This is a genomic window from Marilutibacter spongiae (genome assembly GCF_014145325.1).
In the GTDB taxonomy this organism is placed as follows: Bacteria; Pseudomonadota; Gammaproteobacteria; order Xanthomonadales; family Xanthomonadaceae; genus Marilutibacter; species Marilutibacter spongiae.
Window position 1 is genome coordinate 204,010 of sequence record NZ_JACHTF010000003.1, and the last position, 24,032, is coordinate 228,041.

At 65.4% G+C, this 24,032-nt stretch carries 23 protein-coding genes and 1 pseudogene; 13 read left to right on the forward strand and 11 right to left on the reverse strand.

Annotated features, from left to right (window positions below):
• Positions 1 to 47: 47 nt before the first annotated feature.
• Together H4F98_RS04200 and H4F98_RS04205 are read left to right on the forward strand one after the other, a co-directional pair.
• Positions 48 to 926 carry a DMT family transporter gene (locus tag H4F98_RS04200; protein WP_182685468.1) on the forward strand — a complete coding sequence of 293 codons (879 nt, stop codon included), beginning with the start codon at positions 48 to 50 and terminating at the stop codon, positions 924 to 926.
• Positions 923 to 1,156 (forward strand): cyclase, encoded by a 234-nt coding sequence (locus H4F98_RS04205; RefSeq protein WP_182685380.1) that lies wholly within the window; start codon positions 923 to 925, stop codon positions 1,154 to 1,156. The genes H4F98_RS04200 and H4F98_RS04205 overlap by 4 nt, the downstream gene beginning before the upstream one ends.
• 110 nt (positions 1,157 to 1,266) lie before the next feature.
• Here the strand turns inward: H4F98_RS04205 and H4F98_RS04210 are convergent, their stop codons facing one another.
• Both H4F98_RS04210 and H4F98_RS04215 read right to left on the reverse strand, forming a co-directional pair.
• Complete coding sequence (locus tag H4F98_RS04210; RefSeq protein ID WP_343064723.1) at positions 1,267 to 1,962, reverse strand: hypothetical protein; 696 nt, start codon at positions 1,960 to 1,962, stop codon at positions 1,267 to 1,269.
• A gap of 117 nt (positions 1,963 to 2,079) precedes the next feature.
• Positions 2,080 to 2,349 carry a hypothetical protein gene (locus H4F98_RS04215; RefSeq protein WP_141518411.1) on the reverse strand — a complete coding sequence of 90 codons (270 nt, stop codon included), beginning with the start codon at positions 2,347 to 2,349 and terminating at the stop codon, positions 2,080 to 2,082.
• A 2,947-nt stretch (positions 2,350 to 5,296) separates the two neighbouring features.
• On the opposite strand from H4F98_RS04215, the gene H4F98_RS04220 reads away from it, so the two are divergent.
• The 5 genes and pseudogenes from H4F98_RS04220 (at position 5,297) to H4F98_RS04240 (ending at position 10,570) form a co-directional block, all read left to right on the forward strand.
• Complete coding sequence (locus H4F98_RS04220) at positions 5,297 to 7,735, forward strand: RHS repeat-associated core domain-containing protein (protein WP_343064724.1); 2,439 nt, start codon at positions 5,297 to 5,299, stop codon at positions 7,733 to 7,735.
• A 527-nt stretch (positions 7,736 to 8,262) separates the two neighbouring features.
• Positions 8,263 to 9,201 (forward strand): annotated as a pseudogene (locus H4F98_RS17015) (RHS repeat-associated core domain-containing protein); the annotation flags it as partial.
• Positions 9,198 to 9,524: a hypothetical protein gene (locus H4F98_RS04230; RefSeq protein WP_182685381.1), complete on the forward strand. Its 327-nt coding sequence runs from the start codon at positions 9,198 to 9,200 to the stop codon at positions 9,522 to 9,524. The pseudogene H4F98_RS17015 and the gene H4F98_RS04230, both read left to right, overlap by 4 nt.
• A gap of 11 nt (positions 9,525 to 9,535) precedes the next feature.
• Positions 9,536 to 9,973, forward strand: coding sequence for a hypothetical protein (locus H4F98_RS04235; protein ID WP_182685382.1), 438 nt, complete (start codon positions 9,536 to 9,538; stop codon positions 9,971 to 9,973).
• A 102-nt stretch (positions 9,974 to 10,075) separates the two neighbouring features.
• Positions 10,076 to 10,570, forward strand: coding sequence for a hypothetical protein (locus H4F98_RS04240; protein ID WP_220479082.1), 495 nt, complete (start codon positions 10,076 to 10,078; stop codon positions 10,568 to 10,570).
• Between the two features lie 86 nt (positions 10,571 to 10,656).
• Here the strand turns inward: H4F98_RS04240 and H4F98_RS04245 are convergent, their stop codons facing one another.
• From H4F98_RS04245 to H4F98_RS04265, 5 genes are all read right to left on the reverse strand, one after another.
• Positions 10,657 to 11,964, reverse strand: coding sequence for an NTP/NDP exchange transporter (locus tag H4F98_RS04245; protein WP_182685384.1), 1,308 nt, complete (start codon positions 11,962 to 11,964; stop codon positions 10,657 to 10,659).
• A gap of 3 nt (positions 11,965 to 11,967) precedes the next feature.
• Positions 11,968 to 12,933 carry an aldo/keto reductase gene (locus H4F98_RS04250; RefSeq protein ID WP_182685385.1) on the reverse strand — a complete coding sequence of 322 codons (966 nt, stop codon included), beginning with the start codon at positions 12,931 to 12,933 and terminating at the stop codon, positions 11,968 to 11,970.
• A gap of 107 nt (positions 12,934 to 13,040) precedes the next feature.
• On the reverse strand, positions 13,041 to 13,886 hold the full coding sequence (locus H4F98_RS04255; protein WP_182685471.1) for a DUF72 domain-containing protein: 846 nt from the start codon (positions 13,884 to 13,886) through the stop codon (positions 13,041 to 13,043).
• Positions 13,887 to 13,923: 37 nt separating this feature from the next.
• Positions 13,924 to 14,349, reverse strand: coding sequence for a VOC family protein (locus H4F98_RS04260; protein WP_182685386.1), 426 nt, complete (start codon positions 14,347 to 14,349; stop codon positions 13,924 to 13,926).
• 84 nt (positions 14,350 to 14,433) lie between these two features.
• Positions 14,434 to 16,254: a DUF885 family protein gene (locus H4F98_RS04265; protein WP_182685387.1), complete on the reverse strand. Its 1,821-nt coding sequence runs from the start codon at positions 16,252 to 16,254 to the stop codon at positions 14,434 to 14,436.
• Positions 16,255 to 16,365: 111 nt separating this feature from the next.
• Here H4F98_RS04265 and H4F98_RS04270 point away from each other — a divergent pair, with 111 nt between their 5' ends.
• On the forward strand, positions 16,366 to 17,244 hold the full coding sequence (locus tag H4F98_RS04270; protein WP_220479083.1) for a DUF2785 domain-containing protein: 879 nt from the start codon (positions 16,366 to 16,368) through the stop codon (positions 17,242 to 17,244).
• A gap of 7 nt (positions 17,245 to 17,251) precedes the next feature.
• Here H4F98_RS04270 and H4F98_RS04275 read toward each other — a convergent pair whose 3' ends face one another.
• On the reverse strand, positions 17,252 to 17,548 hold the full coding sequence (locus H4F98_RS04275; protein WP_182685389.1) for a hypothetical protein: 297 nt from the start codon (positions 17,546 to 17,548) through the stop codon (positions 17,252 to 17,254).
• A 393-nt stretch (positions 17,549 to 17,941) separates the two neighbouring features.
• Here H4F98_RS04275 and speG point away from each other — a divergent pair, with 393 nt between their 5' ends.
• Entirely contained in the window at positions 17,942 to 18,505 is a 564-nt protein-coding gene (gene speG / locus H4F98_RS04280) for a spermidine N1-acetyltransferase (RefSeq protein WP_182685390.1), read from the forward strand.
• A 21-nt stretch (positions 18,506 to 18,526) separates the two neighbouring features.
• Here the strand turns inward: speG and H4F98_RS04285 are convergent, their stop codons facing one another.
• Positions 18,527 to 19,462 (reverse strand): peptidylprolyl isomerase, encoded by a 936-nt coding sequence (locus tag H4F98_RS04285; protein WP_425487567.1) that lies wholly within the window; start codon positions 19,460 to 19,462, stop codon positions 18,527 to 18,529.
• A gap of 160 nt (positions 19,463 to 19,622) precedes the next feature.
• On the opposite strand from H4F98_RS04285, the gene H4F98_RS04290 reads away from it, so the two are divergent.
• The 3 genes from H4F98_RS04290 to H4F98_RS04300 all read left to right on the forward strand — a co-directional run bounded on the left by H4F98_RS04290 (position 19,623) and on the right by H4F98_RS04300 (position 21,220).
• Positions 19,623 to 19,988 (forward strand): PadR family transcriptional regulator, encoded by a 366-nt coding sequence (locus tag H4F98_RS04290; protein ID WP_141518420.1) that lies wholly within the window; start codon positions 19,623 to 19,625, stop codon positions 19,986 to 19,988.
• Complete coding sequence (locus H4F98_RS04295; protein ID WP_182685392.1) at positions 19,985 to 20,896, forward strand: sensor domain-containing protein; 912 nt, start codon at positions 19,985 to 19,987, stop codon at positions 20,894 to 20,896. The genes H4F98_RS04290 and H4F98_RS04295 overlap by 4 nt, the downstream gene beginning before the upstream one ends.
• Positions 20,897 to 21,001: 105 nt before the next feature.
• Positions 21,002 to 21,220: a DUF6289 family protein gene (locus tag H4F98_RS04300; protein ID WP_182685393.1), complete on the forward strand. Its 219-nt coding sequence runs from the start codon at positions 21,002 to 21,004 to the stop codon at positions 21,218 to 21,220.
• A gap of 144 nt (positions 21,221 to 21,364) precedes the next feature.
• On the opposite strand, the gene H4F98_RS04305 is transcribed toward H4F98_RS04300, so the two are convergent.
• A complete protein-coding gene (locus H4F98_RS04305) occupies positions 21,365 to 22,609 on the reverse strand; it encodes a polyhydroxyalkanoate depolymerase (protein ID WP_182685394.1) in 1,245 nt (414 codons plus the stop codon).
• 161 nt (positions 22,610 to 22,770) lie between these two features.
• Positions 22,771 to 23,379: a class I SAM-dependent DNA methyltransferase gene (locus tag H4F98_RS04310; protein ID WP_182685395.1), complete on the reverse strand. Its 609-nt coding sequence runs from the start codon at positions 23,377 to 23,379 to the stop codon at positions 22,771 to 22,773.
• Positions 23,380 to 23,604: 225 nt separating this feature from the next.
• Here H4F98_RS04310 and H4F98_RS04315 point away from each other — a divergent pair, with 225 nt between their 5' ends.
• Entirely contained in the window at positions 23,605 to 24,027 is a 423-nt protein-coding gene (locus H4F98_RS04315; RefSeq protein WP_182685396.1) for a CopD family protein, read from the forward strand.
• Positions 24,028 to 24,032 lie beyond the last annotated feature (5 nt).

Consider the following 24,032-nt stretch of genomic DNA (forward strand, 5'->3'; position numbering starts at 1 on the left):
CCGCCCAGTCCACCGCACCCGTCCTACCCCCTGCGCCGCCCCCCTCGATGGAGGCCGGCGGCATCGCCAGCCGCGACTGGATGACCCCCGTCGAACTGTGCCTGCTGGGCGCCATCTGGGGCGCCTCGTTCCTGTTCATGCGCGTCGCCGCGCCCGACTTCGGTTCCTTCCCGCTGGTGGAAGTCCGCCTGGGCTTCGGTGCGGCCGTACTGCTGCCGTTCCTGTGGCGCGCCCGCGCGCAGTTCCCGCTGTCGCTGTGGCCCAAGCTCGCCGGCATCAGCCTGGTCAATTCGGCGGTGCCCTTCGTGCTGTTCGCCTGGGCAGCGCAGCAGGCCCCCGCCGGGGTCAGCGCGATCAGCAACGCGATGACCGTGTTGTTCACCGCGCTGATCGGTTTCCTGTTCTTCGGCGAAAAGATCGGCACCCGTCGCGCCGTCGCACTGATGGCCGGCTTCGCCGGCGTGGTCGTGCTCGCCAGCGGCAAGGTCGCCGGTGCCAGCATCGGTTGGGCGGTGCTCGCCGGCGCGGGCGCGGCCTTCCTCTACGGCATCGGCATCAACCTGGTGCGCCGCCACCTCACCGGCCTGCCGCCCGCGGCGGTGGCCGCGGCCACGCTCGGCTGCGCCACGCTGATGGTCTCGCCGCTGGCCATCCTGCACTGGCCGCAAGCCCCCGTCCCCATGTTGTCTTGGCTGTGCGCCGCCCTGCTGGGCGTGCTGTGCACCGGCATCGCTTTCGTCATGTATTACCGGCTGATCGCCCGTGTCGGCGCCAGCCGCGCTTCCACCGTGACCTACCTGGTGCCCCTGTTCGGCGTCGCCTGGGCCTGGTGGCTGCTCGACGAACCGCTGACCCTGACCATGGGCGTCGCCGGCGCGATCATCCTGGGAAGCGTCGCCTTCAGCCAAGGCAGGACAAAGCCATGAGTGCCGGGGCGCCGACCCAGCACCGCGTCGTGTTCGACTTCGAGATCGACTTCAGCAACGGCGGCGGCCTGCAGGGCCAGGGCTTCCGCCTCGACATCGAAGGCGACGCGATCGACGATGCCGCCTTGGCCGACTACATCGTCCGCGACCTTCGCCTGCTGATGGTCGGCGAGGTGCGCATCCTCGACAAGCGCATCATCCGCGAGGCGCACAAACGGGTAGGGACATAGGCGAACCGGGGCGCCGCTTCCGGTTGTGCGCGGCATCGAGCCGACACCCAGGCGCCCGCACGGGAAGCTTCACGGAGCCCCGTGAGCGGGTGTCACGCACGGGCGCACCCTCAATCGCGGCGTTTGGAGGTCTCGCGGCTTTCCGCGAACTCCGGGAAGGTCTCCGCCAACGAGTCCTTGTCCGGCAGGATGTAGAAGACGCCACCGCGCGCGAACGTCGGACTGACGATGTGCTCGTAGAAGCCGGGCTCGACGTTGATGCAGCCATGGGTGATGCGGTTGTCGTCCGGGGTGGGCGACGCGAGGCGCTCGGGGCGCTTCTCGGCCGGTACGCCCGTGGCGGTCGGGTGCATGGAGACCGCGGAATCGTAGTCCACCCACAGGACGCGGCCGGCGTCGATGGAGGGGCCGAAGCCGCCGACGTATCGACCTGCCGGCGTCGTGCGATCGCGGCCGGGGATTTCGCGAAGCGCCAGGCCGGCGACGCCCGGGGCCGAGTGATCGCCGACCGCCGAGCCGAACAGCCCCGGTGCGGCGCCGATGAGACGGCCGTCGCCACCGAACACCAGGATCTGGGCAGCGGCCTTGTCCATGATCGCGAAGGGATAACCCTCGGTGTCGCGGGTCGCGACTACCCAGCCCGCGAGCTCGATCACGGTGTCGGACACTTCCTGGCCTTCGGGAAGCTGGTCGTTGGTGGCCAACGACGGTGCGGCGGCTTCCTGGGCGTGCGCAGCGCCGAGGCACGCGAACGAAAAAAGCACCAGCGCGAGCGCGCCGTGCACGGCGCGGATCATGGGGGGCATGGACGTACGGATGGGACGACTCCCTACGGCAAAGAAGGACTACGGGAAAAGGACCGGTGGCCAGCAAAGGCCACCAGTCCCGGGTTCAAACGCTCCTCGCGAGTCGTGCGGGAGCGATCAACCGCGCGGCACGCGGCCCGGCGAGCTTTCCAGCCGCTGCACGCGACCCTCGAGCGAGTCCAGGCGCTGGTTGGCCTGCTGCGCCGCCTGGTTGGCCGACTCGGCGCTCTGGGCTGCGCTCTGCACTTGCGAGTCCAGCTGGTCGAGTCGGGAATTGACGCGCGCGAAGTCGTCGTCGTAGGTGGCACAGCCACCCAGGCCCAGGGATGCGGCAATGATTGCCACGCCCAGCGTACGCGTCATCGCGTGGTTCTTGTTGAGAGACATGACAGTTCTCCTTCGTCCGGGGGATCGAAAATCAAATATAGCGACCCGATTGTTAGGGCCGCGAAACGCCTTCAGCAGCGTGCGTCGAAGTGCGTGGATGGATTGTGAAGAGGGGCCGCGCAGGCGGTCAACACGTTCTCGTGGCGGCATCACGACGGCATCGTGCGCGGTGTCCACCCCCGCTGTGAGGGCAGTCACCGTTCAGGCCTTGCGCCCCTCCATGTGCCGTTGCGCCCTCGCCAAACCGCCTCCCGTCACCGCCCAGGCGAGCGCCAGCGCGGCGCCGAAGAGGGCGGCGATCGCGGGCTGGCTGGCGAGCATGTCGACGAGTGTCTTGCTCCAGGCGCTGACGGCGTCGCCGCCGCGGTGTCGATGGACTCCCTACTTGATTCTTTCGTGCCAGAGGCTCGAGCAAGCGTGGCCAGGAAGCGGTCGAGTCAAGAGGTTGCCGCCATCCCCCTCAGCCTGAGGCATGTGCCACCCGGTCGCCCGGCATGGCAATCGAGGATGGCCGTTCCTTGCGACAAGTCTCATGCATCCCCTGGCACTCAGGACTATTGCCTTGGAGCTTCGGGTACTGCTTCTCTAAAAGATGGTGGGCGAGACGAGCGTACGTCCGACAAATCACTCATGCTAGGCTCGAGTCTCGACGACAAGGACGTTGGTTGAATGACAAGCATGCCCCGCGCGCATGTACGGCATCATGTCGTGCAGTTTTGTATCCTGGTTTTCGCGCTTATGTCGACGCCCAGTTGGGCAGCAGTGCCGCCCTCTGCACCCGTTGGACAGTATTGCGTCGAAAGCGACTGTTTCGCCACGTTCGAGCAGGCGCTCACTCGCGTCAAGCAGGAAGCGGGTGGTCATGAGATCCGCGCAGCGGGTCAGGAGCCCAGCTTCGAGCTGGCCTTCCCGCCGGCTCCCGCAACCCAGCCCATTGCCCTGCCGGTCCACCTCTACTATTTCGAGTCTCCCGCGATATCGGTAGGCCCTCTCGAGTCCATCGCATATGGGCATCGTCCGTGGGAGTCAAACGCGTCGGTCGAACCTCCCTTCCCATGCGACGGGCCTTTGTACCCGTTCCTCGCGCCCAAATGTACGTCGGAGCAGCATCTGGTCGAGGGGCTGGCAGGGCTGCTGGAGTATTACTACGGTGATGATTACGTACCAGCAGGCGTTTCAGGTTCGTGGGACACGGTCGTTGATCCCGTTAACCCGTTCCTTCAACAGGTGCCCCTTTATCTCGAGGAGGGAGAGCGGTTCCCCATCGTCAGGACCTGGTCCGGGAAAATCGCCGAATACAGAATCCTGAGCCCGGAAGGGGCGGAGCTGGGAGTCGAAGAGTATCCGCTATTCCGGCATGACGTTTACTCTTGCCCTGAAGGGCGTATATGGGGAGGTGCCGAGTACGCTTGGCCCGTGATATGCACCGATCCGAACCAGTATGTAATCAAGCGACGCGTCGACTATGGCTGTGATCCGTGCGGAGGCCAGGGGGCCGATATTTCCCGTGCCTCTTATACGGCCAGCGTACCCCTTGCCTCGGTCGAAGGTACGAGCGTCGGTCTGCGATACGACTCGATCACTCGTGCATGGGCTCTCTCGTTCGAGCCGCGCATCCTGTGGGCTTACAACTTCGGGCCGGGCGGCAAGCTGATCGTCCTGAGGCTGAAGTCCGGCGCACTGGCGCAGCTCGTCGATCGTGGAAATTCCACCTTTGGTGTCGAGGGGCGGGAGGGCGACGTCGTGGTCGAGCATCATGATGGAACCTATACCTACCATTCCGAGGGACAGGCGTACTTTTTCGACGAGGCCGGGCAGTTGTCTGCATTCGGGCCGCCGGGCTCGCCCTCAGTCAAGCTTGTACGTGAGGACGGTGAGGCGGTGTCCGAGTTGGTTTTCCCAAGTGGTCGTCGCTTGAGTTTTGAGTACGACGGCATACGTCTGTCCGCCGTGATCGGGCCCGACCATCGGGTAGATCTGCAGTACGACGAGTTGGGGAATATGGTCTTGCTTGACCGCGGCGACTCGACCTTGCAGTTCGTCTATGGTGAGACCGCCTTGGCAGCCGGCGGCGATCGGAACCTTCTGACGGGTTTGATTGACGAAACCGGAAGCCGCGTCAAGAGTCTGGGCTACGACGAAGCAGGTCGCCTGGCCTCGGTCAGTAGCGGTCCGACGGGCTCGGCGCTGACCACCCATTACACGTATCCCAGCGGCACACAGGTGGAGGAGCATGGCCCGTTAGGAGCCACCCGTACATTTACGCTTGCCAGCAACAGCTATCGGAGGCCGTTGGCCGTTGCCGACGCTGCTGGCAGCACTTCGAGTGCGTACGATGAGGACGAGCGTCTGAGCAGCCGCACGGATGCTCTGGGGGTTGAAACGCGATACACCTATCCGGATGCCCTCAACATCAGTCGCACCGAGGCTTCTGGCACACTCGAACAACGTCGAGTGGAAGAGGTTCGAGACGCGGGGCACGGCCAATTACTGGAGCGCCGAGTCTACGACGATGCTGAAGTCCTTGTGGGGGAGGAAACCTGGACCTACAACGCACGGGGGCAGGTGACGGCGCACTCGCGCATCAGTCCGGCAACGGGCGCCGTCCGCACCACGACGTCGATCTATTGCGAGAGTGCCGATCGTCAGGCTGGACTGTGTCCGAAAGTGGGTCTTTTGACCGCTGTAGATGGTCCAAGAACCGACGTGTCGGACATTGTTCGCTACACCTACCGCAAGGGCAACGCATCCTCATGCGCCAGTTCGCCGGCCACTTGCTCATTCCGGAAAGGGGACCTGTGGAAAGTGACGGACGCACTGGGCCACGTGATGGCGATAAGGGAATACGATGGCGCGGGCCGCATCTTGTCGTTCAAGGACATCAACGGCGTGATCACCGACCTTGAGTACAACGCCCGTGGATGGTTGACTGCCCAGAAGGTTCGCGGTGGGACTGGCGCCGTCGAAACAGATGATGCCATCACGCGGTTGGAGTACTGGCCGCCGGGTCTTGTCAAGAAGATCGTCCAGCCTGGGGGGGGCGTTCACGCAATACGTTTACGACGCGAGTCAGCGCCTTGTCCAGATTTCAGACAATAGCGGGAACAAGATCGACTTTACGCTGGATAATGCCGGCAACCGCGTCATGGAGGAGGTTCAGGATGCAGGCGGCGTCCTGAGGCGGGCGCTCTTCAGGGTCTACGATCAGTTAGGTCGACTGCAGACCCATGCCGATGCGCAAGCAAACCCTACTGACTTCAGCTATGACCCGCGTGGCGATCTGGACACGGTGACAGATGCACTGGGCCGGGTAACCGATCATGAGCGGGACCCGCTGGGCCGGCTGAAGGGCACGTTGCAGGACGTCGGCGGCATCGCAGTGGAGACCAGCTTCTCATACGATGCTCAAGATAAGCTGACTTCCGTCACCGATCCGAAGGGGCTTGACACGACTTATACGTACGATGGCCTGGGCGACTTGGTCGAGCTTTCCAGTCCGGATACGGGAACTACGCTTTATACGTACGACAGCGCGGGAAATCGCCAGACCCGAACAGACGCGCGCAGCCAGACTTCGGCCTATGAATACGACGCGCTGAACCGCTTGACAGCCGTGGCGTACGGAGATCCATCCCTAGATGTCGGCTATGTCTATGACACTCCGCCCAGCGTGTGTGCCTCTGGAGAGACCTTCGGCAAGGGGCGTCTGGCAGCGATGATGGATGCCAGCGGTGAAACTGCTTACTGCTACAACCGCTTCGGCCATCTGGTGCGAAAGGCGCAGATCACCAACGGCACGATGTTCACTGTGCAATATGCCTATACCCGATCCGGCTTGTTGAGCCGGCTAACCTATCCCGACGGCGCAATCGTCGATTACGTCCGTGATGTTCAGGGCAGGATCGAGGAAGTGGGTTATACCCGGGCAGGGGGGCAGCGGGAGGTGTTGCTCGAGCAGGTCAGCTATGCGCCCTTCGGGCCGACGACCGGATGGCGCTATGGCAATGGCCGGCAGATGCAACGCATCTTCGATCAGAACTACCGGTCCGCGGCCATCCTCGATCCAACGTTGGATGGGCTCGATTTGAGCTACGACTACGACGCCGTGGGCGATCTCGTGCAGTTGGGAACCGCCACCAGTACGCTTCCAGTTGCCAACTTCGTCTATGACACGTTGGGCCGGCTGACCGATTTTCGTGACGGAGTCAGCAATGCCGTCATCGAATCGTACGCATACGACAGCACCGGCAACCGAACCCAGTTCACCAATAGCGCCGGATCGACGGTATATACGTATCCGGCAAGCAGTCACCGGCTAAGTAGTGTCGGTCCGACGGCGCGCACTTACGATGCAGTTGGGAATACCACGCAGATCGGGGGAGCCGCCAGGCAGTTCGTATATGACGCCACTGGACGCATGAGCCAGGTCAAGTCGGGCAACGCGGTGACCATGAACTACCGGTACAACGGACGTGGCGAACAGGTCCACAGATTCCTGGGGGCTGTCGATACTTACACGCTCTATGATGAGGCCGGGCACTGGTTGGGTGATTACGACGACACGGGCGCCGTCCTGCAACAGGTCATCTGGATGGGCGATCTGCCAGTGGGGTTGGTCGCCCACGGCGATCAACTGCATTACATCCAGCCTGATCATCTTGGCACCCCTCGTGTCGTGGTGGACGTGATGCGCAACGTTCCGGTATGGCGCTGGGACATGAAGGGGGAGGCGTTCGGCGACACCATGCCTGATCAGGATCCTGACGGAGACGCGACGGCATTTGTCTTCGACATGCGGTTCCCCGGGCAGCGGTTCGACGCCGCCTCTGGACGGAACTACAACTACTTCCGTGACTACGAGCCCTCTACAGGACGATATCTGCAGAGTGATCCAATTGGGTTGCAGGGCGGGCCGAATACTTACGTCTATGTGTCGAACAATCCCTTTGGTTTCGTCGATCCGCTGGGTCTTGAAAAGCTCGTGTTGTTTGAGCCCGGTACAAACTTATTCTATCAAGGAGCTTCCGTAGACATTGATATTCCTGGCACTTGGTCGGTTTATGGTCACATGGCGCCAGATCGGATCATTGATCAGAGTTCAGGAAAAACAGTCCGGTTAGATGTAGATGGGATTGCAAAGGCACTAAAGGAAGCAGGTTGGGAAGAAGGCGAGCCTGTGGAGTTTAAGGGGTGTCGATCTGGCCAAGGCGAGAACTCCATCGCAGAGCAGTTTGCCAAAAAGTACAAAACTCCAACTTCTGGAGCGACGAACTTTATGTGGTACAGCAGGAGTGGGATCACAGGTATATGGGGGAAATTGCCTTATTTGCATACGAAGAACTATCTGGCGCCAGGCACGATGCGCTCTTTTTCTCCTGGGCCGTAGGCTGTGGTTATGAAGTCATACTATCGTTGGATTGCGCTTACTCCGGCAGTTGTAGGTGGCTTGGCAGCAACCCTGCTACTTATCTGGCCCCTGCGCCATCTATTGGTGCATCTATGCCCAAGGGGGAAAAGGTTGCTGGAAGGAACTACGAGTCTTTCACAACCCAACTATGTAGTAACCATTCAGAGCTGTTCGGCTGATTGGTTCCCGATTGCTGAAAGTTCATTACTTATTGCAATGTGCTTTCTCGCAGTGGGAGTTTCAGGTGCGATCGGGTGGCGCGTAGCCCCCGCGCGAAAAGCAATTTGTGGATCACTGTCGGTTGCGTTGGCAATTATTTTTATTGTCTTTACTTATACGGCAGGTAGTAGGTAAGTCTATGAGCGCAGCGGGCCTGAATTGCCGCGGCTTTAATGGATCGCCATTGGTCTGGAAGGCCCGCTCGTCGTTTTGACTCTGCCGGAGACACGCCTCCAACAGGAGCATTTCGACGTTTGGGGTTGTGGAAGTGACCTCCCCCACTGATCCGGTACAACGGACGTGGCGAACAGGTCCACAGATTCCTGGGGGCTGTCGATACTTACACGCTCTATGATGAGGCCGGGCACTGGTTGGGTGATTACGACGACACGGGCGCCGTCCTGCAGCAGGTCATCTGGATGGGCGATCTGCCAGTGGGGTTGGTCGCCCACGGCGATCAACTGCATTACATCCAGCCTGATCATCTTGGCACCCCTCGTGTCGTGGTGGACGTGATGCGCAACGTTCCGGTATGGCGCTGGGACATGAAGGGGGAAGCGTTCGGCGACACCATGCCTGATCAGGATCCTGACGGAGACGCGACGGCATTCGTCTTCGACATGCGGTTCCCCGGGCAGCGGTTCGATGCCGCCTCTGGACGGAACTACAACTACTTCCGTGACTACGAGCCCTCTACAGGGCGATATCTGCAGAGCGATCCGATTGGGTGGCAGGGCGGGGCGAATACTTATGCCTACGTGTCGGGGAATCCGGTTAACAAAGTTGATCCACTTGGGCTCAAGGATTATTCAGTTTGCGAGACCAAGGAGCTCATGGATCTTGCGAAGGAAGCCGCAGTATCCGGATCTGCTTCCGAAAGAACGAACGCTGTCCTGTCGAATCATAGTTCGCTAGGAAGAAATGGCCCCGATATTGGGATACTGGATACAAAAATTAGATCAGGCGTTGGCGACACATATTCTTACGGCGGCCGAAAGATGAATCCAGCTCAATTTGGGAATTATGTTGCTGGATATGCCGGATACTACTACGGGGGTACTTACGGCTTGGCAGCAATGATGTGGGGTGGAGTCCTTTATGACATGAACGACAATGGCTCGATATTTAGATTTGACTTGGATAGTCGCGATGACATAGCTGACGGTGCCCGAAGAGCTAGGGCCGAGATTGAAAATGGTCTTTCGACCTGCGGGTGTGCGAAATGAGCGATCTCGTAACGTCAAGCGCGCTTGTTGGATGCGTAGTTGTCGCAACTATTGTTTTCGTCAACTACAAGGCCGATGGCTCAATAGTGCGAAAGATTTCAGTGCTTGCGCTTTTGTGCTACGTCGCATACTTCATGACTATTGGTGATGTCAGTCTGCGTGCGCTGGCAGACATTGCCAAGTCTGAAGGGAAGTCCTTTGAATATATTGAGGGCTTGGCGCGGATGAAGGCTGCGATGACGCCTGCGAAAGTCCAAAGCTTTGTTGCGGTGCTCGGGATTTCATTTATTGGACTCACTGGGCGTAGACAGAAGACTTCATAGCTGACGGCAACATGACCTACAACCCGGTCGATGGCGGCAGGACGTACAGCTATGACGCCTTCAACCGCTTGAGCCGGGTCGTGAAGGACGGTGTGACCACGAACTATTGGGTCAATGCCCTGGGTCAGCGAACCTACAAGGCCCAGGGTGCGCCGAATGCCAGCGGCTACGTCTACGGCCTGGGTGGATTGTTGATGGCCGAGCGGAGCTGGGATGGCAGCGGTTGGAAGAACTATCTGCGACTGCCGAACGGAGAGCTTGTGGGACTGGTCCAGGGCGCGGGGCTGTACACCGTCCACACCGATCACCTCGGCCGTCCGGAACTGGTCACCAACGCGAGCCAGCCTGCGGGCTGGCTGGCGAGCATGTCGACGAGCGTCTTGCTCCAGGCGCTGACGGCGTCGCCGGGTCGACGAAATATGGATACCCTTCAAGCAGTCACCGGCTGATGCGATGCCTTTGATGACAAAGCCAAGAAATCTAGGACGGCAGGTTTGGAGGCTGGTCTCCCGCTGATGGGCTTTCTGCCAAAGAGTTGGTTAGATACATGAATGCAACCAATGGCCTTCCTTTTGAGTGATTTGAATAAAAAATTGCGGTGGGGATGGGCGTTGGCTACACCCTTGGTGTCCATCGGCCTGGCAGTATGGCCTGTTGCGAAAGAGGTGGGAGGTCAGGCTCACGCGCTTGTTTTAGGCATGCTCGTTTCATACCTGGTGATGTCCACCTATCTTGTCTTTCGAGCGGTGGTGTGGATCGATGCCAGGAGCCTGAGGTTTGGGAAGGTCGCTGGTATTTGGGTTTCGACGCTTCTGTTGCTCGCAACTTCATGGGCAGTGTTCGGTAGATATTTTTACCTTTCCTCTGCGTATGGGTTGCAGTCCAGCGATCAGATGGTCGTGGATTTTGTTGTAAGGAGATCGCTGCAGGTACAGCTGGTGATCATGGTGCTCTTGTCCCTCTTTGGAATAAGGAAGGGCAGTACGATTGATCTGGTGGCCTCGCTCTTGATCGCCGGTGTCCTGACAGTTCTTGTACTTGGATAGCGGTGGCGACGTCGTCTCTCTCCGGTAGATTTTGAAAGACGGTCGGAAGGCCCAGTCCGTCAGGTGTCTACGAGACCCGGCGCGATTCACGCCTCCAACTTCCGTTGCGCCCGTGCCAAACCACCTCCCGTCATTGCCCAGGCGAGCGCCAGCGCGGCGCCGACGAGGGCGGCGATCGCGGGCTGGCTGGCGAGCATGTCGACGAGCGTCTTGCTCCAGGCGCTGACGGCGTCGCCGCCGCGGTAGACGACGGTGTCGATGAAGTTCTTGCCCTTGTACTTCGCCTCGGGCGAGACGACGGTGTAGAGCATCTCGCGGCCGGGGCGGACGAAGCCGTACTCGCCGGCGCGGCGCACGATCATCACGACGGCGAGCACGGCGAAGGTGGGCGCGAAGGCCAGCCAGAGGAAGCCGCACATGACCACCAGCGGCACGGCGACCAGCAGCACGCCGATGCCGAGCTTCCGGGCGATGCGGCCGGTGATGAAGAGCTGGGAGAGGATCGCCAGCGACTGCACGATGGTGTCGATGGTGCCGAACACGCGGGTCTGGTCGGCGCGGTCGGGGAAGGTGGCCTCCACCAGGCGGGCCTGTTCGAAATAGAGGAAGGTGGTCACGCTCGCCAGCAGCAGCACGAACACGGCGATGCCCAGCAGGTAGGGCGAGCGCAGCACGGTGGTCGCGCCGGCGAAGGGGTTGCCGCCCAGCCGGGTCGAGCGCGAGGCCGCGTCGTGGGCGAGGTCGGCGGCGGCGACGGGGTTGTGGTCGCGCCAGCGCTGCAGCGCCATCGCCTGGGCGATGGCGGCCAGCAGGAGGACCGCCGCCAGCACCAGCAGGCCGGCATGGCCGATCGGCCCGACCAGGGCGACGCCCAGGAGGGGGCCGGTCAGGCCGCCCAGGCTGGCGCCCGCGGCCATCAGGGCGAAGGTGCGCTTGGCCTGCGCGGTCGGGAACAGGTCGACCAGCACGCTCCATGCCAGCGAGATGGCGATCATGTTGAACACCGACAGCCAGACATAGAACGTGCGTGCGACCCACACGTCGTCGGGGCGGTGGCCGATGGCCGCGGCGAAGGCCAGCAGGTTGGCGGCGAAGAAACCGTAGACCCAGGGCAGGATGCGACGTCGGGCGACGCGTCCGGCCAGCCAGCCGAACAGCGGCATCGCCGCAAGCGTGGCGACGAAGGTCGCGGTGAACAGCCATTGCAGGTTGTCCACGCCGCCGGCGATGCCCATGGTCTCGCGCACCGGGCGCAGCATGAAGTAGCCGGTGAACAGCAGGAAGAACAGCAGCGCGCCACCGGCGACCGGCAGGGCCTCGTCCGGCTCGAGGCCGAACAGGCGCGACAGCGTACGGGCGAGGAAAGGTGGCGGCGCCGCGTCCCCGGTCGGCATGGCTCAGGCCAGCGCCGCGACCAGGGCCTCGCGCTGCGCAGCGTCGAGGAAGGGCTCGACGCCGGCCTTGAGGTTGTCGGCCTGGTGGCGCGGCTTGGACGTCGCCGGGATCACCACGTTCACCGCCGGGTGGGCGAGCACGAACTTCAGGAACAACTGGCCCCAGGAATCCGCGCCCACGTCCGCGGCCCAGCCCGGCAGGGGCTTGTCCTTGACCTGGGCGAACAGGCGGCCGTCCTCGTAGGCGCGGTTGATGATGACGGCGATGCCCAGTTCCTGTGCGAGCGGCAGCACCTCGCGCTCGGCGCCGCGCGACACCACCGAGTAGTTGATCTGGACGAAGTCGGGCTTGTGCCGGCGCATCGCCGCGGCCAGGTCCGCCTGCGCGCTTTCCTGGTAATGCGTGAGTCCCGAGTAGCGCACCTTGCCCTGGTCCTTGAGCGACTCGATGAGTGCGTACTGGGTGGCGGTATCGCCCAGGTTGTGGACCTGCAGCAGTTCGACGCGATCGGTCTTCAGGTCGCGCAGCGAGCCCTCGAACTGCGCCAGGCCCTTGTCGCGGCCATTCACGCGCGAGAGCTTGGTGGCGAGGAACAGGCGGTCGCGCACGCCGGCCTGGGCGATGAGGTCGCCGAGCACGGGTTCGGAGCGGCCGTAGGTGGGCGCGGTGTCGATGAGCGTCGCGCCGGAGGCGACGAACAGTTGCAGGACCTGGAGCAGGGGTTCGCGCGCGGCGACGTCATCGCCGACGTCCAGGCTGCCCGAGGTGCCCATGCCGATCACCGGTAGCGGGGCCTTGTCGCGCGGAATGGGGCGGCTCGCCAGCGGTTTCGCCACCTTCGTGGTCGTCGCGGCCATCGGCGCCGGGGCGGTGGGTGCCGGTTCCTGGCTGCAGGCGATCAGCGGGGACAGCGCGAATGCGCCGGCGGCGAGGGCGGTCGATCCCAGGAATTCGCGGCGACTGGCCATGGCAGGCTCCAAAGTGTCCGGAAGGGTCGGAGTCTGCCCGAGCCTGCGTTAACGCCTTGCAGGCGGATAGTGCCGATCGGCATGTCCGGCGATGGCCGGCGCGCGCCTCAGCCCGCCTGCAGTCGTGCCTGCAGGGCCATCGCCGCGGCCGGATTGCGGGCTTTCGCCGCGCTGATGAAATAGACGAACACCTCGCGTCGCGTGGCATCGGGCGGCTCGGCGCTGCCGACGTGGGGCAGGTCGTCGGGGTCGCCGCCCCCCGCCCAGGTCCGCGCGCGGCCGGCCCAGGCGTCGAGTTCGCCCGCCGGATAGCCCTGCGGCGCATCCTCGCGCGAACGCATGAGCCGCGCGTAGACGAAGGGGGCGGTGAGGTCGGCGATGGACGGGTGCTCCGGGGAGTCGGTGAACACCGTCGCGACGCCGCGCGCCCGCGCCAACGCGAGATAGGCCTCGCAGGCGAAGCTGTCGTGGCGCACCTCGAGCACGTGTCGCAGCGGGCGGCCATCGAGCGTGGCAGGCAGGCCGTCGAGGAAGGCGGCGATGTCGCCGGCATCGAAGCGGCGGCTGGGCGCGAGCTGCCACAGGATCGGCCCCAGGCGCTCGCCGAACTCGGCCAGGCCGCCGTCAACGAAGGCCTTCGCGCTGCCGGTCGCGCCGTCCAGCCGCGCCTGCTGGGTGATGCGCCCCGGCGCCTTCAGCGAGAACATGAAACCCGGCGGCGTCTCCGCGGCCCACTTGGCGTAGGTCGCCGGCTTCTGCGCGCTGTAGAAGGTGCCGTTGACCTCGATGCTGGACAGGTGGCGGCTGGCATACTCCAGCTCGCGTCGCTGCACCAGGCCCCGCGGATAGAAATTGTCGCGCCACGGCGCGAAGGTCCAGCCGCCGATGCCGACGCGGATGCCCTCGGCCGGCGCGACGCCCTCGTCGTGCCGCCGGGCGCCGGGCGTGGCCATTCCCTCGAACAGATCCATGCCGAAGCCTCGCGTGGGGTCAGGCGTCCGGATGCCCGGCCGTCCAGGGATCGTAGCTGCCGAACCACCACAGGTGGCCTTCGGGGTCGCGGCACATGTAGCCGCGACCGCCGTAGTCCTGGTCGGCGATCTCCATCTCGATCGTCGCGCCGGCCGCCCTGGCGCGTGCGTAATGCGCGTCGGCGTCGTCGACGATCACGCAGGGACTCTGCGTCTCGCGCATGCCGATGTCGCCCGGTTGCGCGATGCGGTCCGCCCACTCGCCCTCCTTCATGGCCGAGCCGAGCATGACCATGCCATCGCCGAAGGTCAGCTGGGCGTGGTGGACGACGTCGCCATCGGCGTACACGGCGTGCTTCTCGAAGCCGAACGCCTCGCACAGGAACGCGATGGCGGCGTGCGCGTCACGGTAGGTCAGGCAGGGGATGATGCGGCTTCCGGCCATGGCGGCGCTTCCTTGGGTGGGCCCCCGACGATACCGCAGGGACATGGCGGGCCGGCGACCGCGCATCGGCCGCCGGCCCGGGCCTCAATGGATGGGTTCGTCGAGCATCAGCTGGCGAACGAAACGCACCGGTGGCGAGCCGAACGACAGGACCTTGTCGTGGTAGGCCTTGAGGTCGAAGGCGTCGCCTTCGCGCTGCTCCATCTCCCGGCGCAGGTCCAGGTGTTCGCTGTAGCCGACGTAGTAGGTCGGCAATTGCGCCGATGTCAGCTGCGCGCGCACCCACTTGCCGGCGGCCTCGCGTTCCTGCTGGAAGGTGGTGACGGTCATCAGTTCCATCGCCTCGTCGCGGGTCATGCCGTCGACGTGGATCGCCTGGTCGAGCAGGGCATTGGCCATCGCCCTCAGGTTCCACTTGCGGTTGATGAGCTTCATCAGCGGGTCGCCGTCCATGTAGCCGGCATCGGACATGACCTTCTCGCCGTACATCGCCCAGCCTTCGATGAAGGGACCGGAGCCGAGCACCGCGCGCAGGGTCGACGGGTACTTGTTGGAATGCGCGATCTGCAGGAAGTGGCCGGGCATCGCCTCGTGGATGCTCAGCTCATGGATCGAGCGCGTGTTGTACTCGCGCAGGAACGAATCCACCTGCGCGTCGTCCCAGTCGTCGGGGATCGGCGAGACCGCGTAGAAGGTGTCCAGGCCCTTGTCGAGCGGGCCAGGCGAGTCGCAGTAGGCGACCGCGACGCCGCGCTGGAACTCGGGCATCAGGATGATCTTCACCGGGGTGTCGGGCACGGTGACCAGGTTGTTCTCGCGCACGAAGGCGGTGGCTTCCTCGGTGGTGCGGGTCGCCAGCTCGACGACCTCGTCGCGGCCCGGGCGGTCGGCGTAGGCCAGTTCCAGCGCCGCTTCGATCACCTGTTGCTGCTGCCCGGGCGAGGGAGAATCGGGCATCGCCTCCGGGGCGTCCGGGCGATCGGCCAGCACGCCCCGCGCGATGTCGTACATTTCGGCGCGGGTGCTGGCGATGTCGGCTTCCACCCGGGTGCGGATTTCCTGTCGCGTCATCGGCGAGTTCAGCGCGAAGGCAAGCTTCTCGTCGTAGAGGCTTTCGCCGATGCGGAAGTCGCCCTTGGCATTCGGCACCAGGGTGTCGTCGAGCCAGGCCTGCTGCTCGGCGACCGCCGCGCGCAACGTGGCGATCGCGGCATCCAGGCTCTTGCGTTCCTCACCCTTGAGCTGGTCGGCATTGGGCACGATCAGCTCGTCGACCAGGCTCAGGACGCCGGCGTTCTGGCGGGCCACCGTTTCGGCATGGATCCGCGGGACCCGCGCCGGGTCCAGGTTGGCGCGCATCTGGGTGAACAGCGCCGGGATCTGCTGCATGCGGGCGGTCGCCGACTTCAGGCGCTCGGGCATCGGCGCGAAGTCGCGCGCCATCAGGCCGTACAGGGCACCGCCGGCGAGCTGGCTGTAGACCTGCGGGTCCCAGGCCCAGGACTGCAGGGTTTCGGAGGACCAGATTTCGTAGCGCAGCTGGTTGCGCAGGATCGCCGCGTCGACCTGGTTCTCGCGCGACAATCGCGCGACCTCGAGGCTGTCCAGCTCGGCGAGGAACTTCTTCGCCGCGTCCAGGCTGGCGGCGCGGCCGCCCTTGCTCATGTCGTCGATGCGACCGTCGAAGCGATGGTCGCCCATCTGCGTGGCGGTGATCGGCGACAGTTCCATGGCCTTGTCGAGGAAGCGCTTGGACAGCAGCTCGAACTGCTGGTCGAGCTTCGCGTCCGCCGTCGCGGCGGGCGCCGCGCTCCCGGTGGCGGCCTCGGGCGCGGGGCTGGGTTGGCAGGCCGACAGCGCCAGCAGGAGGGCGGCCGCCAGGGGCAGGGAACGGAAGCTGTGCATGCAGGAGACCTCGGTCGGCATGTCGATGGGATTGGGGCAGGATACTGTGCGCCGATACCGGATGCATGGCGGCCGGGCCGCCGGGAGGGACACATGGGACGAGGGTGGCGCGTGCGTGGGGCCGGACTGTGCCTGCTGATGGGGATTTCGATGCCCGTGGCGGCGACCTGTCCGCCGGACGGATGGGACGCGCGAGCGTTGGCCTCGCTGCGCGAGGGCGGGTTTGCCGTCGACGACAGGGCGCGTCGACAGGCGCTTGCATTGGCCCTCGTCGACTGTCTCGGCGCCCCGGACCCCGGCCTGCGGGACGACACCGGGTACGCGGCCCTGTCGGCCTGGATGCGCGGCGGGCAGCTGGATGCAACGACGCTGCGCGCGCTGCGCGACGCGCTGTACGTCCGCCTCGATGGGCCGGCGGGCGAGGGCTTCTCGCGTCCTTTCTCGGCGCTGGTCCTGGCCGAAGTCGCGCGCACCGATCGCCGCGTGCCGTGGATGGACGCAGGCGAACGCGACGCCATGGTCGATCGGGCGACGCGCTACCTGCGCTCGGTGGACGACTACCGCGGCTTCGACCCGGCGAGCGGCTGGCGCCATGGCGTCGCCCACGGCGCCGACTGGCTGATGCAGCTATCGCTGAACCCGGCCCTCGACCGGGCGCAGCTCCGGCGCCTGGTGGATGCCGCCGGCAGCCAGGTCGTGCCGGCCTCGCATGCCTACGTGTTCGGCGAACCCGAACGACTCGCCGCCCCGGTCCTGTACGCCGCGGGCCGCGATGTGATGGATGCGGACGCCTGGATAACCTGGTTCGGCGAGCTGTCCGCGGGCCTGGGCGACGAAGCGCTGGCCTGGAAGGACCGCGACTGGCTCTACCGTCGGCACGACCTGCGGGCCTTCCTGATGGCGCTGCGGGTGGCGGCCGCCGCCCGCGAGGACGCGGCCACCCGTGCCCTGCTGCCGGGCGTGGACCAGGCCTTGGCGTCGATGCCCTGACCCGGGCTCAGCGCTCTTCCTCGGTCTCGATCTCGACCATCGCGTCGAGTTCCAGCGCGAGCTCCTCGACCGCACGCCGCACCTTGTTGGCGGAATAGGCGTTCGAGGTCTCGACTTCCAGTTCGTGCACGCCCGGGCCGCGGTCGTCGGGCAGTCCGGCCGAGCTGGAGTCGGGATCGTCCATGTGGGGCATCAGGTCGGCGACCTCGTCGATGTGGTCGACGCCCTCCAGGCTGGAGAGCAGGTTGCCGATGGCGCGGGCGGTGTCCTCGCTTCCGGTGATGCGAAGGCGCAGGAGGGGCATGGTGGCGCTCCGTGTCGTTGACGTGGGGGAGTGTTGGACGCCGGTTTACAGGCGGGTTTTCAGGCTAGGGAGCGGCCGGGAAAGGTGGCGTGAACGCATCGCCGTGACGTTCATGCCGCGCGCCTGCGGGCAGCGGCAGGCAAGCGGTTTCGCTCGATGGTTTGCGCGCAGCAGGATCCGTGCTGCGCCGTGGCCTCCAGCGACGGTGGGTATCGCCTTCGGCTCGCCCCACCCTATGGCGCAGCCGCGCCCGATACCGTCCGGCAACCCGAAACCAACCCCTCACATCCGGGCCCCGGGTGCGCGTCGCTTACCCGGGCTGCGTTCGCCCCCCGGCCCGGGCGCCGGGCAGGTTTCACCCCGGTGCGCGCGATGCTGGATTACCCTGTCTGCATGGATGAGAACGCACCGATCCAGGACGCGCCATCGCACGTGACGCTGCGCCCCCTGGAGCGCGACGACCTGCACTTCGTGCACGTGCTCAACAACAATCGCAGCGTCATGGCGTACTGGTTCGAGGAGCCCTACGAGTCCTTCGTCGAGCTCGAGGAGCTGTATCGCAAGCACATCCACGACCAGTCCGAACGGCGCTTCATCATCGAGAGCGACATGCACCAGCCGGTCGGGATGGTCGAGCTGGTGGAGATCGACCACCTGCACCGGCGCGCGGAGTTCCTGGTGATGGTCTCGCCCGAGCACCAGGGCCGCGGCTTCGCGCGGGCGGCGACGCAGCGCGCGATCAACTACGCCTTCCGCGTGCTCAACCTGCGCAAGCTCTACCTGCTGGTCGACGTCGACAACGCCCGCGCGATCCGGATCTACGAGAGCGCCGGCTTCCGCCGCGAGGGCGTGCTGGTCGACGAATACTTCAGCGACGGCCGCTACCACAGCGCCATCCGCATGTGCCTGTTCCAGCACGAGGTGCTGGGTCAGGAAGCCTCGCGCCGCAACGCCTGAGCGGTCGCGGCGCGCCTGGCCTCAGGGCGTCTGGGTGGCTTCGACCTTGCGGGTGGGCAGCGGCACATTGCACAGGTCGATGTGGCCGGCCGGGCGCTTGTACCACTCGTCGCGGCGGTTGCGCCGTGCCTCCACCAGTTCGTCGAACAGGGGCGTGTCGCTGCGCAGCACTTCGATCGCGCTGCGCTCGGCGTCGGGGACTTCCGACGCCAGGCGGATCGCGCGGATCGGCACGCGCTGGCCGGCCTCTTCGTAAAAGCCCAAAGGACCGGTTCCGCGCGGCAGGACCGACAGCAGTTCGATGCCTTCGATGACGCGGCCGACGACCGTGATGTTGCGGTCCAGCTGGCGCGGCGACTGGCCGGTGACGACGTACAGCTCGCTGCCGTTGCTGGAGTCGGCCTCCATCGCGCGGCCGGCGCCGACCATGCCGTAGCAATGGGCCAGCCATGCGCGTCCTTCTTCGGGGTCGCGCGCGGCCGGGAAGCCTTCGGCGAAGCCGGTCTGCGGCGCCCAGCCATCCGGATCGGGCAGGGCATGGAAGGCCAGGCCTTTGCTGGGCCGGTCGAACTCGGCCGGCAGCCTGGCGTCGGCGCTGCCCAGGGACCTGGGATGGTCGCTCTCGCCGTCGGGGTCGCCCCACTGGACCACGAAATTGTCCTGCGAGCGGTTGATGCTCATGCCGTCCCAGTAGGCCTCGCGGGCGAGCGTGCGGATGTTGGCGACGTGGCGTGGCGCGAAGCCAGGGGCCAGTTCGATCACCACCCGGCCGCTGTCGAGTTCCAGATAGAGGGTGTTCGCCGGATCGGGGCGGCGCCAGTCGGACGGTGAGGAGGCCTCGATGATCTCACCCATCGAGCGGTAGGGTGTCGCGGCCTCGTCCTGGGCCCGCGCGGGCGACGCGCCCGCGGCGCAGCAGGCAATGAAGGCGGCAGTCAGCAGCGGGGTCTTGGGCACGGGGGACTCCATTCGTCATGAACGGCCGATTCTGGCCCAGCCCGACCGTGGCGGCCAGCAGCGGGGCGAGGCATGACTAGCGGCACATTCGGTATACATAAGAAAGCAATAGTGTTGAGTCCGAAGCAGCAAACCGTCATCCCGACGGGTGGAGGCCTCGATGACCGACCTGGAAGCCCAGCTCCGGAAATTCCAGAAAGAACTCAGCTCGGGAACCGTGTCGTTGACCCTGCTGGCGGTGGTCGCGTCGGCGGAGGCGCCGATGTACGGCTACCAGATCGCCAAGCGGCTCGAACGCGAGGGGGCCGGCGTGCTCACGGGCAAGCAGAGCGCCCTGTACCCGGTCCTGCGCAACCTGGGCGCCGCGGGCCTGCTCGACAGCCATGTCGAGCCCTCGGTCTCCGGGCCGCCGCGCCGTTACTACCAGATCACCGACGCCGGGCGCGAGGCCCTGCGTGACTGGGTCGCCGCCTGGCGTGCGACCCGCGACTCCGTCGATACCGTCCTGGAGGCTTTCCCGGAATGAACACCGCCACGCTCCCCACCACCATTCCCCAGTACCTGGAACAACTGCGGCGGGCCCTGTCCGATGCCGATCCGGCCATGGTCCAGGACGCGCTCTACGACGCCGAGGAGTACCTGCGGGCCGAGCTTGCCGAAAGCCCCGGCCGGACCGAGGCCGAGGTGATCTCGGCCGTCGCCGGCAGCTACGGCGCGCCGGAGGAGGTCGCCGAGATCTACCGCGACACCGAAGTCAGGGTGCAGACGGCGTTGCGCGTGCCGCCGCCGCGCCCGCACCGCTCATGGTTCGGACGATTCTTCGGCGTCGCCGCCGAGCCGCGTGCCTACGCCGCGCTGTTCTACATGCTGCTTTCGCTGGCGACCGGCATTTTCTACTTCACCTGGGTCGTGACCGGCGTATCCATTTCGGCCGGACTGCTGGTCCTCATCATCGGCGTCCCCCTGCTGATCCTGTTCGTGGGTTCGACACGCGTGCTGGCGCTGGTCGAGGGCCGGCTGGTCGAAGTCATGCTCGGTGAGCGGATGCCGCGGCGGCCGCTGTACAGCGCGCAGGGCAAGCCGTGGCTGGAGCGGATCAAGGACATGTTCACCGACCCGCGCACCTGGGGCACGTTCCTGTACATGTTGCTGATGATGCCGCTGGGCATCGCCTACTTCACGGTGGCGGCCACGATGACGACCGTCGCGCTGTCGCTGATTGCGTTGCCGGTGCTGCTGGCGCTGGGCTACGAGTCGCATGTCTACCTGGATGGCGTCCTGCTCACCGGCGACGTCGCGATATGGGAATCGGTGCTGGCGATGGTGATCGGCGCGCTCCTGCTGTTCGTCACCCTGCACGTCGCCCGCGGCATCGGCTACCTGCACGGCCAACTGGCGAAGCATCTGCTGGTGAAGGGCTCGCGGGCGGTCTGAAAAGGGCGGCGCGGTGAACGCAATGTGCCGCCGGTACCAGAAGTGCCCATCCCATCGGGCCAGTATGGCGACGGGGGGAGACCATTCCATTGAAGGAGAATCACCATGCGTCGTACCAGGATCATTGCCGCCACCCTGAGCGTGGCCCTGCTGGCCGCCCTGTCCTTCGCCGCCACCGCGTCGTGGCAGGGCACGTGGAACTACTACAACGACGAAGGCGCCCTCGTCGGCCAGTGGACCGCCGGTTGCGGCGAGCTCGACGGCAGCTGGGGGACCCGGACCGCGAACAAGTCCTTCACCCAGGGCTGCGCCGTCGACATGTGACGACCCACCCCGGGCGCAACGCAAAAGCCCCGCGATCGCGGGGCTTTTGCCTGGGGCCGGGCAATGCCCGGACACGCTGCGCTGCGTTGCACCTGTCGCGCGCCGCGCCGGGTGGGTGCCCAGCGCGCGTGCCGACGGGCGGGGTCAGGTCGAATAGCGGGCGATGAAGTCGCGCACCTTCGGATAGACCTGGGTGCGCCAGCGGCGGCCGCTGAAGATGCCGTAGTGCCCCGCGCCCTTGACCTCGATGTGGTGCGTGTCGTCCTTGGCGATTCCGGTGCACAGGTCGTGCGCGGCCCGGGTCTGGCCCTGGCCCGAGATGTCGTCGAGTTCGCCTTCGATGGTCAGCAGGGCGGTGCCGGTGATCGCGGACGGATCCACGCGCGTACCGTCGACGTCCCATTCGCCTTTCGGCAGCAGGTGCTCCTGGAAGACCACGCGGATGGTGTCCAGGTAATACTCGGCCGGCATGTCGAGCACGGCGTTGTATTCGTCGTAGAAGCGGCGGTGCGAGTCGGCGTCGTCGAGGTCGCCCTTGAGCAGGTCCTGGTAGAAGTCCCAGTGCGACTGTGCGTGGCGCTCGGGGTTCATCGCCATGAAGCCCATGTGCTGCAGGAAGCCCGGGTAGACCTGGCGACCGTGGCCGGGGTAGTTGGCCGGCACCGGGTGGATCACGGTGTTCTGGAACCACCACAGGGGCTTTTCGGTGGCCAGGTTGTTCACCGCCGTCGGGCTCTGGCGGGTGTCGATCGGACCGCCCATCATGACCATCGAGCGCGGCGTCGCCTCGCCCTTCTGCGCCATCAGCGAGATCGCCGCCAGCACGGGCACGGTGGGCTGGCAGACGCTGATCACGTGCAGGTCGTTGGCGCCGATCTGGCGGATGAACTCCTGGATGTAGGCCACGTAGTCGTCGAGGGTGAAGTCGCCCTCGGCGGTGGGCACCATGCGCGCGTCGATCCAGTCGGTGATGTAGACCTTGTGGTCGCGCAGCAGGGTGCGCACGGTGTCGCGCAGCAAGGTGGCGTGGTGGCCCGAAAGCGGCGCGACGACCAGCACCGGCGGGTCGTCCTTGAGTTCCTTCAGGTTTCCGGCGTCGTCGGTGTAGCGCTTAAAGCGCAGCAGGCGGCAGAACGGCTTGCGCGCCATTTCGCGTTCGATGACGGGGAAGATGTCGCCGTCGATGTCCAGCGAGTGGATGCCGAACTCCGGCTTCTCGTAGTCCTTGCCGATGCGGTACAGCAGCTCGTAGCCGGCGGCGGCGCGCGCGGCGCCGGGCAGGTTGGAGAGCCAGCTGCCGGAGGCGCCGAACATCTTCGCGCTGGCATCCGCCCAATACGTGACCGGGGCCATCCATGCGCGGCCGAATTCGTGCATCTGGTAAAGCATCATCGGATCGTGGTCTCCCGCCAATGAGTACCCGGGGCGTCCGTGGGGCGCGGCCGGGGCTGCATCTGTTGCGACGCAGCATACCCGAGCGCAGGGACATGTTTGTGAACTGGCCGACCGGTGGACATCACGGTGGGCACGCCGGCTGCGGGTGGGTCGGCTCAGGCCGGGCGCTCAAGCGCGGTGGTCGCCCCGGCCAGCGCCGGCGACAGCCACAGGTGCGAGCCCAGGGCGGTGAAACCCACGGCCTCGAAGCGCTGGCGGTAGAAGCGGGCCGGCCGCCGCCTGAAGCCCTCGGTGTCGCCGTCGATGCCGTCTTCGCGGGTGAAAGTCTCCAGAAAGGCCACGCCGCCGCACAGCTCGGCCAGGCCCGGAAGTCCACGGTCCAGCTCGCGGGCGTCGAGGTAGTGCATGACGTCGCTGCAGACCACAAGGTCGACCGGGGCGCAGGGACGCAGGTGCTGGAAATCGCCGAACCGCGCGAAGTGCAATTGCCGCCGACGCCCATGGCGGGCGATCGCGTACTCGCTGCTGTCGAAGCCCAGGTAGCTGGCGCGGGGCCGCAAGCGGAGCAGGGGCGCCCGCCACGCGCCTTCGCCGCACCCCACGTCCAGCACGCTGCGGAGGGGCCGCTCGAGATGGTACTCGGCGGTCGCCACGGCCAGGGCGACCTTGCGCCCCAGGCGCGCCCGCCCACCAATGGCGGCGTCCTTCAAGGCCGGATCGCGGTACCAGCGCTCGAAGTAATGGCGATCGTATTGTTTGCGCATCCCGGGGTCTTTTTTCAGTGCAGGTCGTGGACGTGGCATCCTAGCGCCGCGCGCTTTGGCGCGCTTGCGCGCGTGGGAATAGGGAATAGGGAGTAGGGATAAGGTCAGAAGCCAAAGCCACTGCCCCGACACTGCGCCCCATTCCCCATTCCCGAACCACCAATCACCAATCACCAATCACCAATCACCAATCACCAATCACCAATCACCAATCACCAGCAGCCCATGACCGCCTACCTCGTCACCAAGACCGCCCACCTCGTCTTCGTCATCGCCTGGATGGCGTCGGTGTTCTACCTGCCGCGGATCCTGGTCAACCTGGCCGAGGCGGGCGCGTCGCCGGACGTGCGTGCGCGCCTGGTGCTCATGGGGCGGCGCCTGTATCGCTTCGGCCACGTGATGTTCGGCATCGCCGTGCTGTTCGGCCTGGCGCTGTGGCTGCATTTCGGCATGAGCGGCGGCTGGTTGCACGCCAAACTGCTCCTGGTGGCCTTGATCCTGGCGCACTTCATCGTGGCCGGGCGCTGGCTCAAGGGCGTCGACAAGGGCCGGGCCCTGCCGTCGGCGAAGGCCCTGCGCTGGTTCAACGAACTGCCGGTGCTGCTGCTCGTGGGCGTGGTCTGGCTGGTGCTGGCCAAGCCCTTCTGATCCCG

Bases quoted from the DNA above. Each gene is read 5' to 3' on its own strand.
- H4F98_RS04310 (WP_182685395.1), bottom strand. From the start codon at position 23,379: ATGCGCAAACAATACGATCGCCATTACTTCGAGCGCTGGTACCGCGAT.
- H4F98_RS04305 (WP_182685394.1), bottom strand. From the start codon at position 22,609: ATGCTTTACCAGATGCACGAATTCGGCCGCGCATGGATGGCCCCGGTC.
- H4F98_RS04215 (WP_141518411.1), bottom strand. From the start codon at position 2,349: ATGTCTCTCAACAAGAACCACGCGATGACGCGTACGCTGGGCGTGGCA.
- H4F98_RS04315 (WP_182685396.1), top strand. From the start codon at position 23,605: ATGACCGCCTACCTCGTCACCAAGACCGCCCACCTCGTCTTCGTCATC.
- H4F98_RS04260 (WP_182685386.1), bottom strand. From the start codon at position 14,349: ATGGCCGGAAGCCGCATCATCCCCTGCCTGACCTACCGTGACGCGCAC.
- H4F98_RS04250 (WP_182685385.1), bottom strand. From the start codon at position 12,933: ATGGCCAGTCGCCGCGAATTCCTGGGATCGACCGCCCTCGCCGCCGGC.
- H4F98_RS04205 (WP_182685380.1), top strand. From the start codon at position 923: ATGAGTGCCGGGGCGCCGACCCAGCACCGCGTCGTGTTCGACTTCGAG.
- H4F98_RS04255 (WP_182685471.1), bottom strand. From the start codon at position 13,886: ATGGCCACGCCCGGCGCCCGGCGGCACGACGAGGGCGTCGCGCCGGCC.
- H4F98_RS04200 (WP_182685468.1), top strand. From the start codon at position 48: ATGGAGGCCGGCGGCATCGCCAGCCGCGACTGGATGACCCCCGTCGAA.
- H4F98_RS04210 (WP_343064723.1), bottom strand. From the start codon at position 1,962: ATGCCCCCCATGATCCGCGCCGTGCACGGCGCGCTCGCGCTGGTGCTT.
- speG (WP_182685390.1), top strand. From the start codon at position 17,942: ATGGATGAGAACGCACCGATCCAGGACGCGCCATCGCACGTGACGCTG.
- H4F98_RS04240 (WP_220479082.1), top strand. From the start codon at position 10,076: ATGCAACCAATGGCCTTCCTTTTGAGTGATTTGAATAAAAAATTGCGG.
- H4F98_RS04290 (WP_141518420.1), top strand. From the start codon at position 19,623: ATGACCGACCTGGAAGCCCAGCTCCGGAAATTCCAGAAAGAACTCAGC.
- H4F98_RS04265 (WP_182685387.1), bottom strand. From the start codon at position 16,254: ATGCACAGCTTCCGTTCCCTGCCCCTGGCGGCCGCCCTCCTGCTGGCG.
- H4F98_RS04245 (WP_182685384.1), bottom strand. From the start codon at position 11,964: ATGCCGACCGGGGACGCGGCGCCGCCACCTTTCCTCGCCCGTACGCTG.
- H4F98_RS04235 (WP_182685382.1), top strand. From the start codon at position 9,536: ATGACCTACAACCCGGTCGATGGCGGCAGGACGTACAGCTATGACGCC.
- H4F98_RS04300 (WP_182685393.1), top strand. From the start codon at position 21,002: ATGCGTCGTACCAGGATCATTGCCGCCACCCTGAGCGTGGCCCTGCTG.
- H4F98_RS04295 (WP_182685392.1), top strand. From the start codon at position 19,985: ATGAACACCGCCACGCTCCCCACCACCATTCCCCAGTACCTGGAACAA.
- H4F98_RS04230 (WP_182685381.1), top strand. From the start codon at position 9,198: ATGAGCGATCTCGTAACGTCAAGCGCGCTTGTTGGATGCGTAGTTGTC.
- H4F98_RS04275 (WP_182685389.1), bottom strand. From the start codon at position 17,548: ATGCCCCTCCTGCGCCTTCGCATCACCGGAAGCGAGGACACCGCCCGC.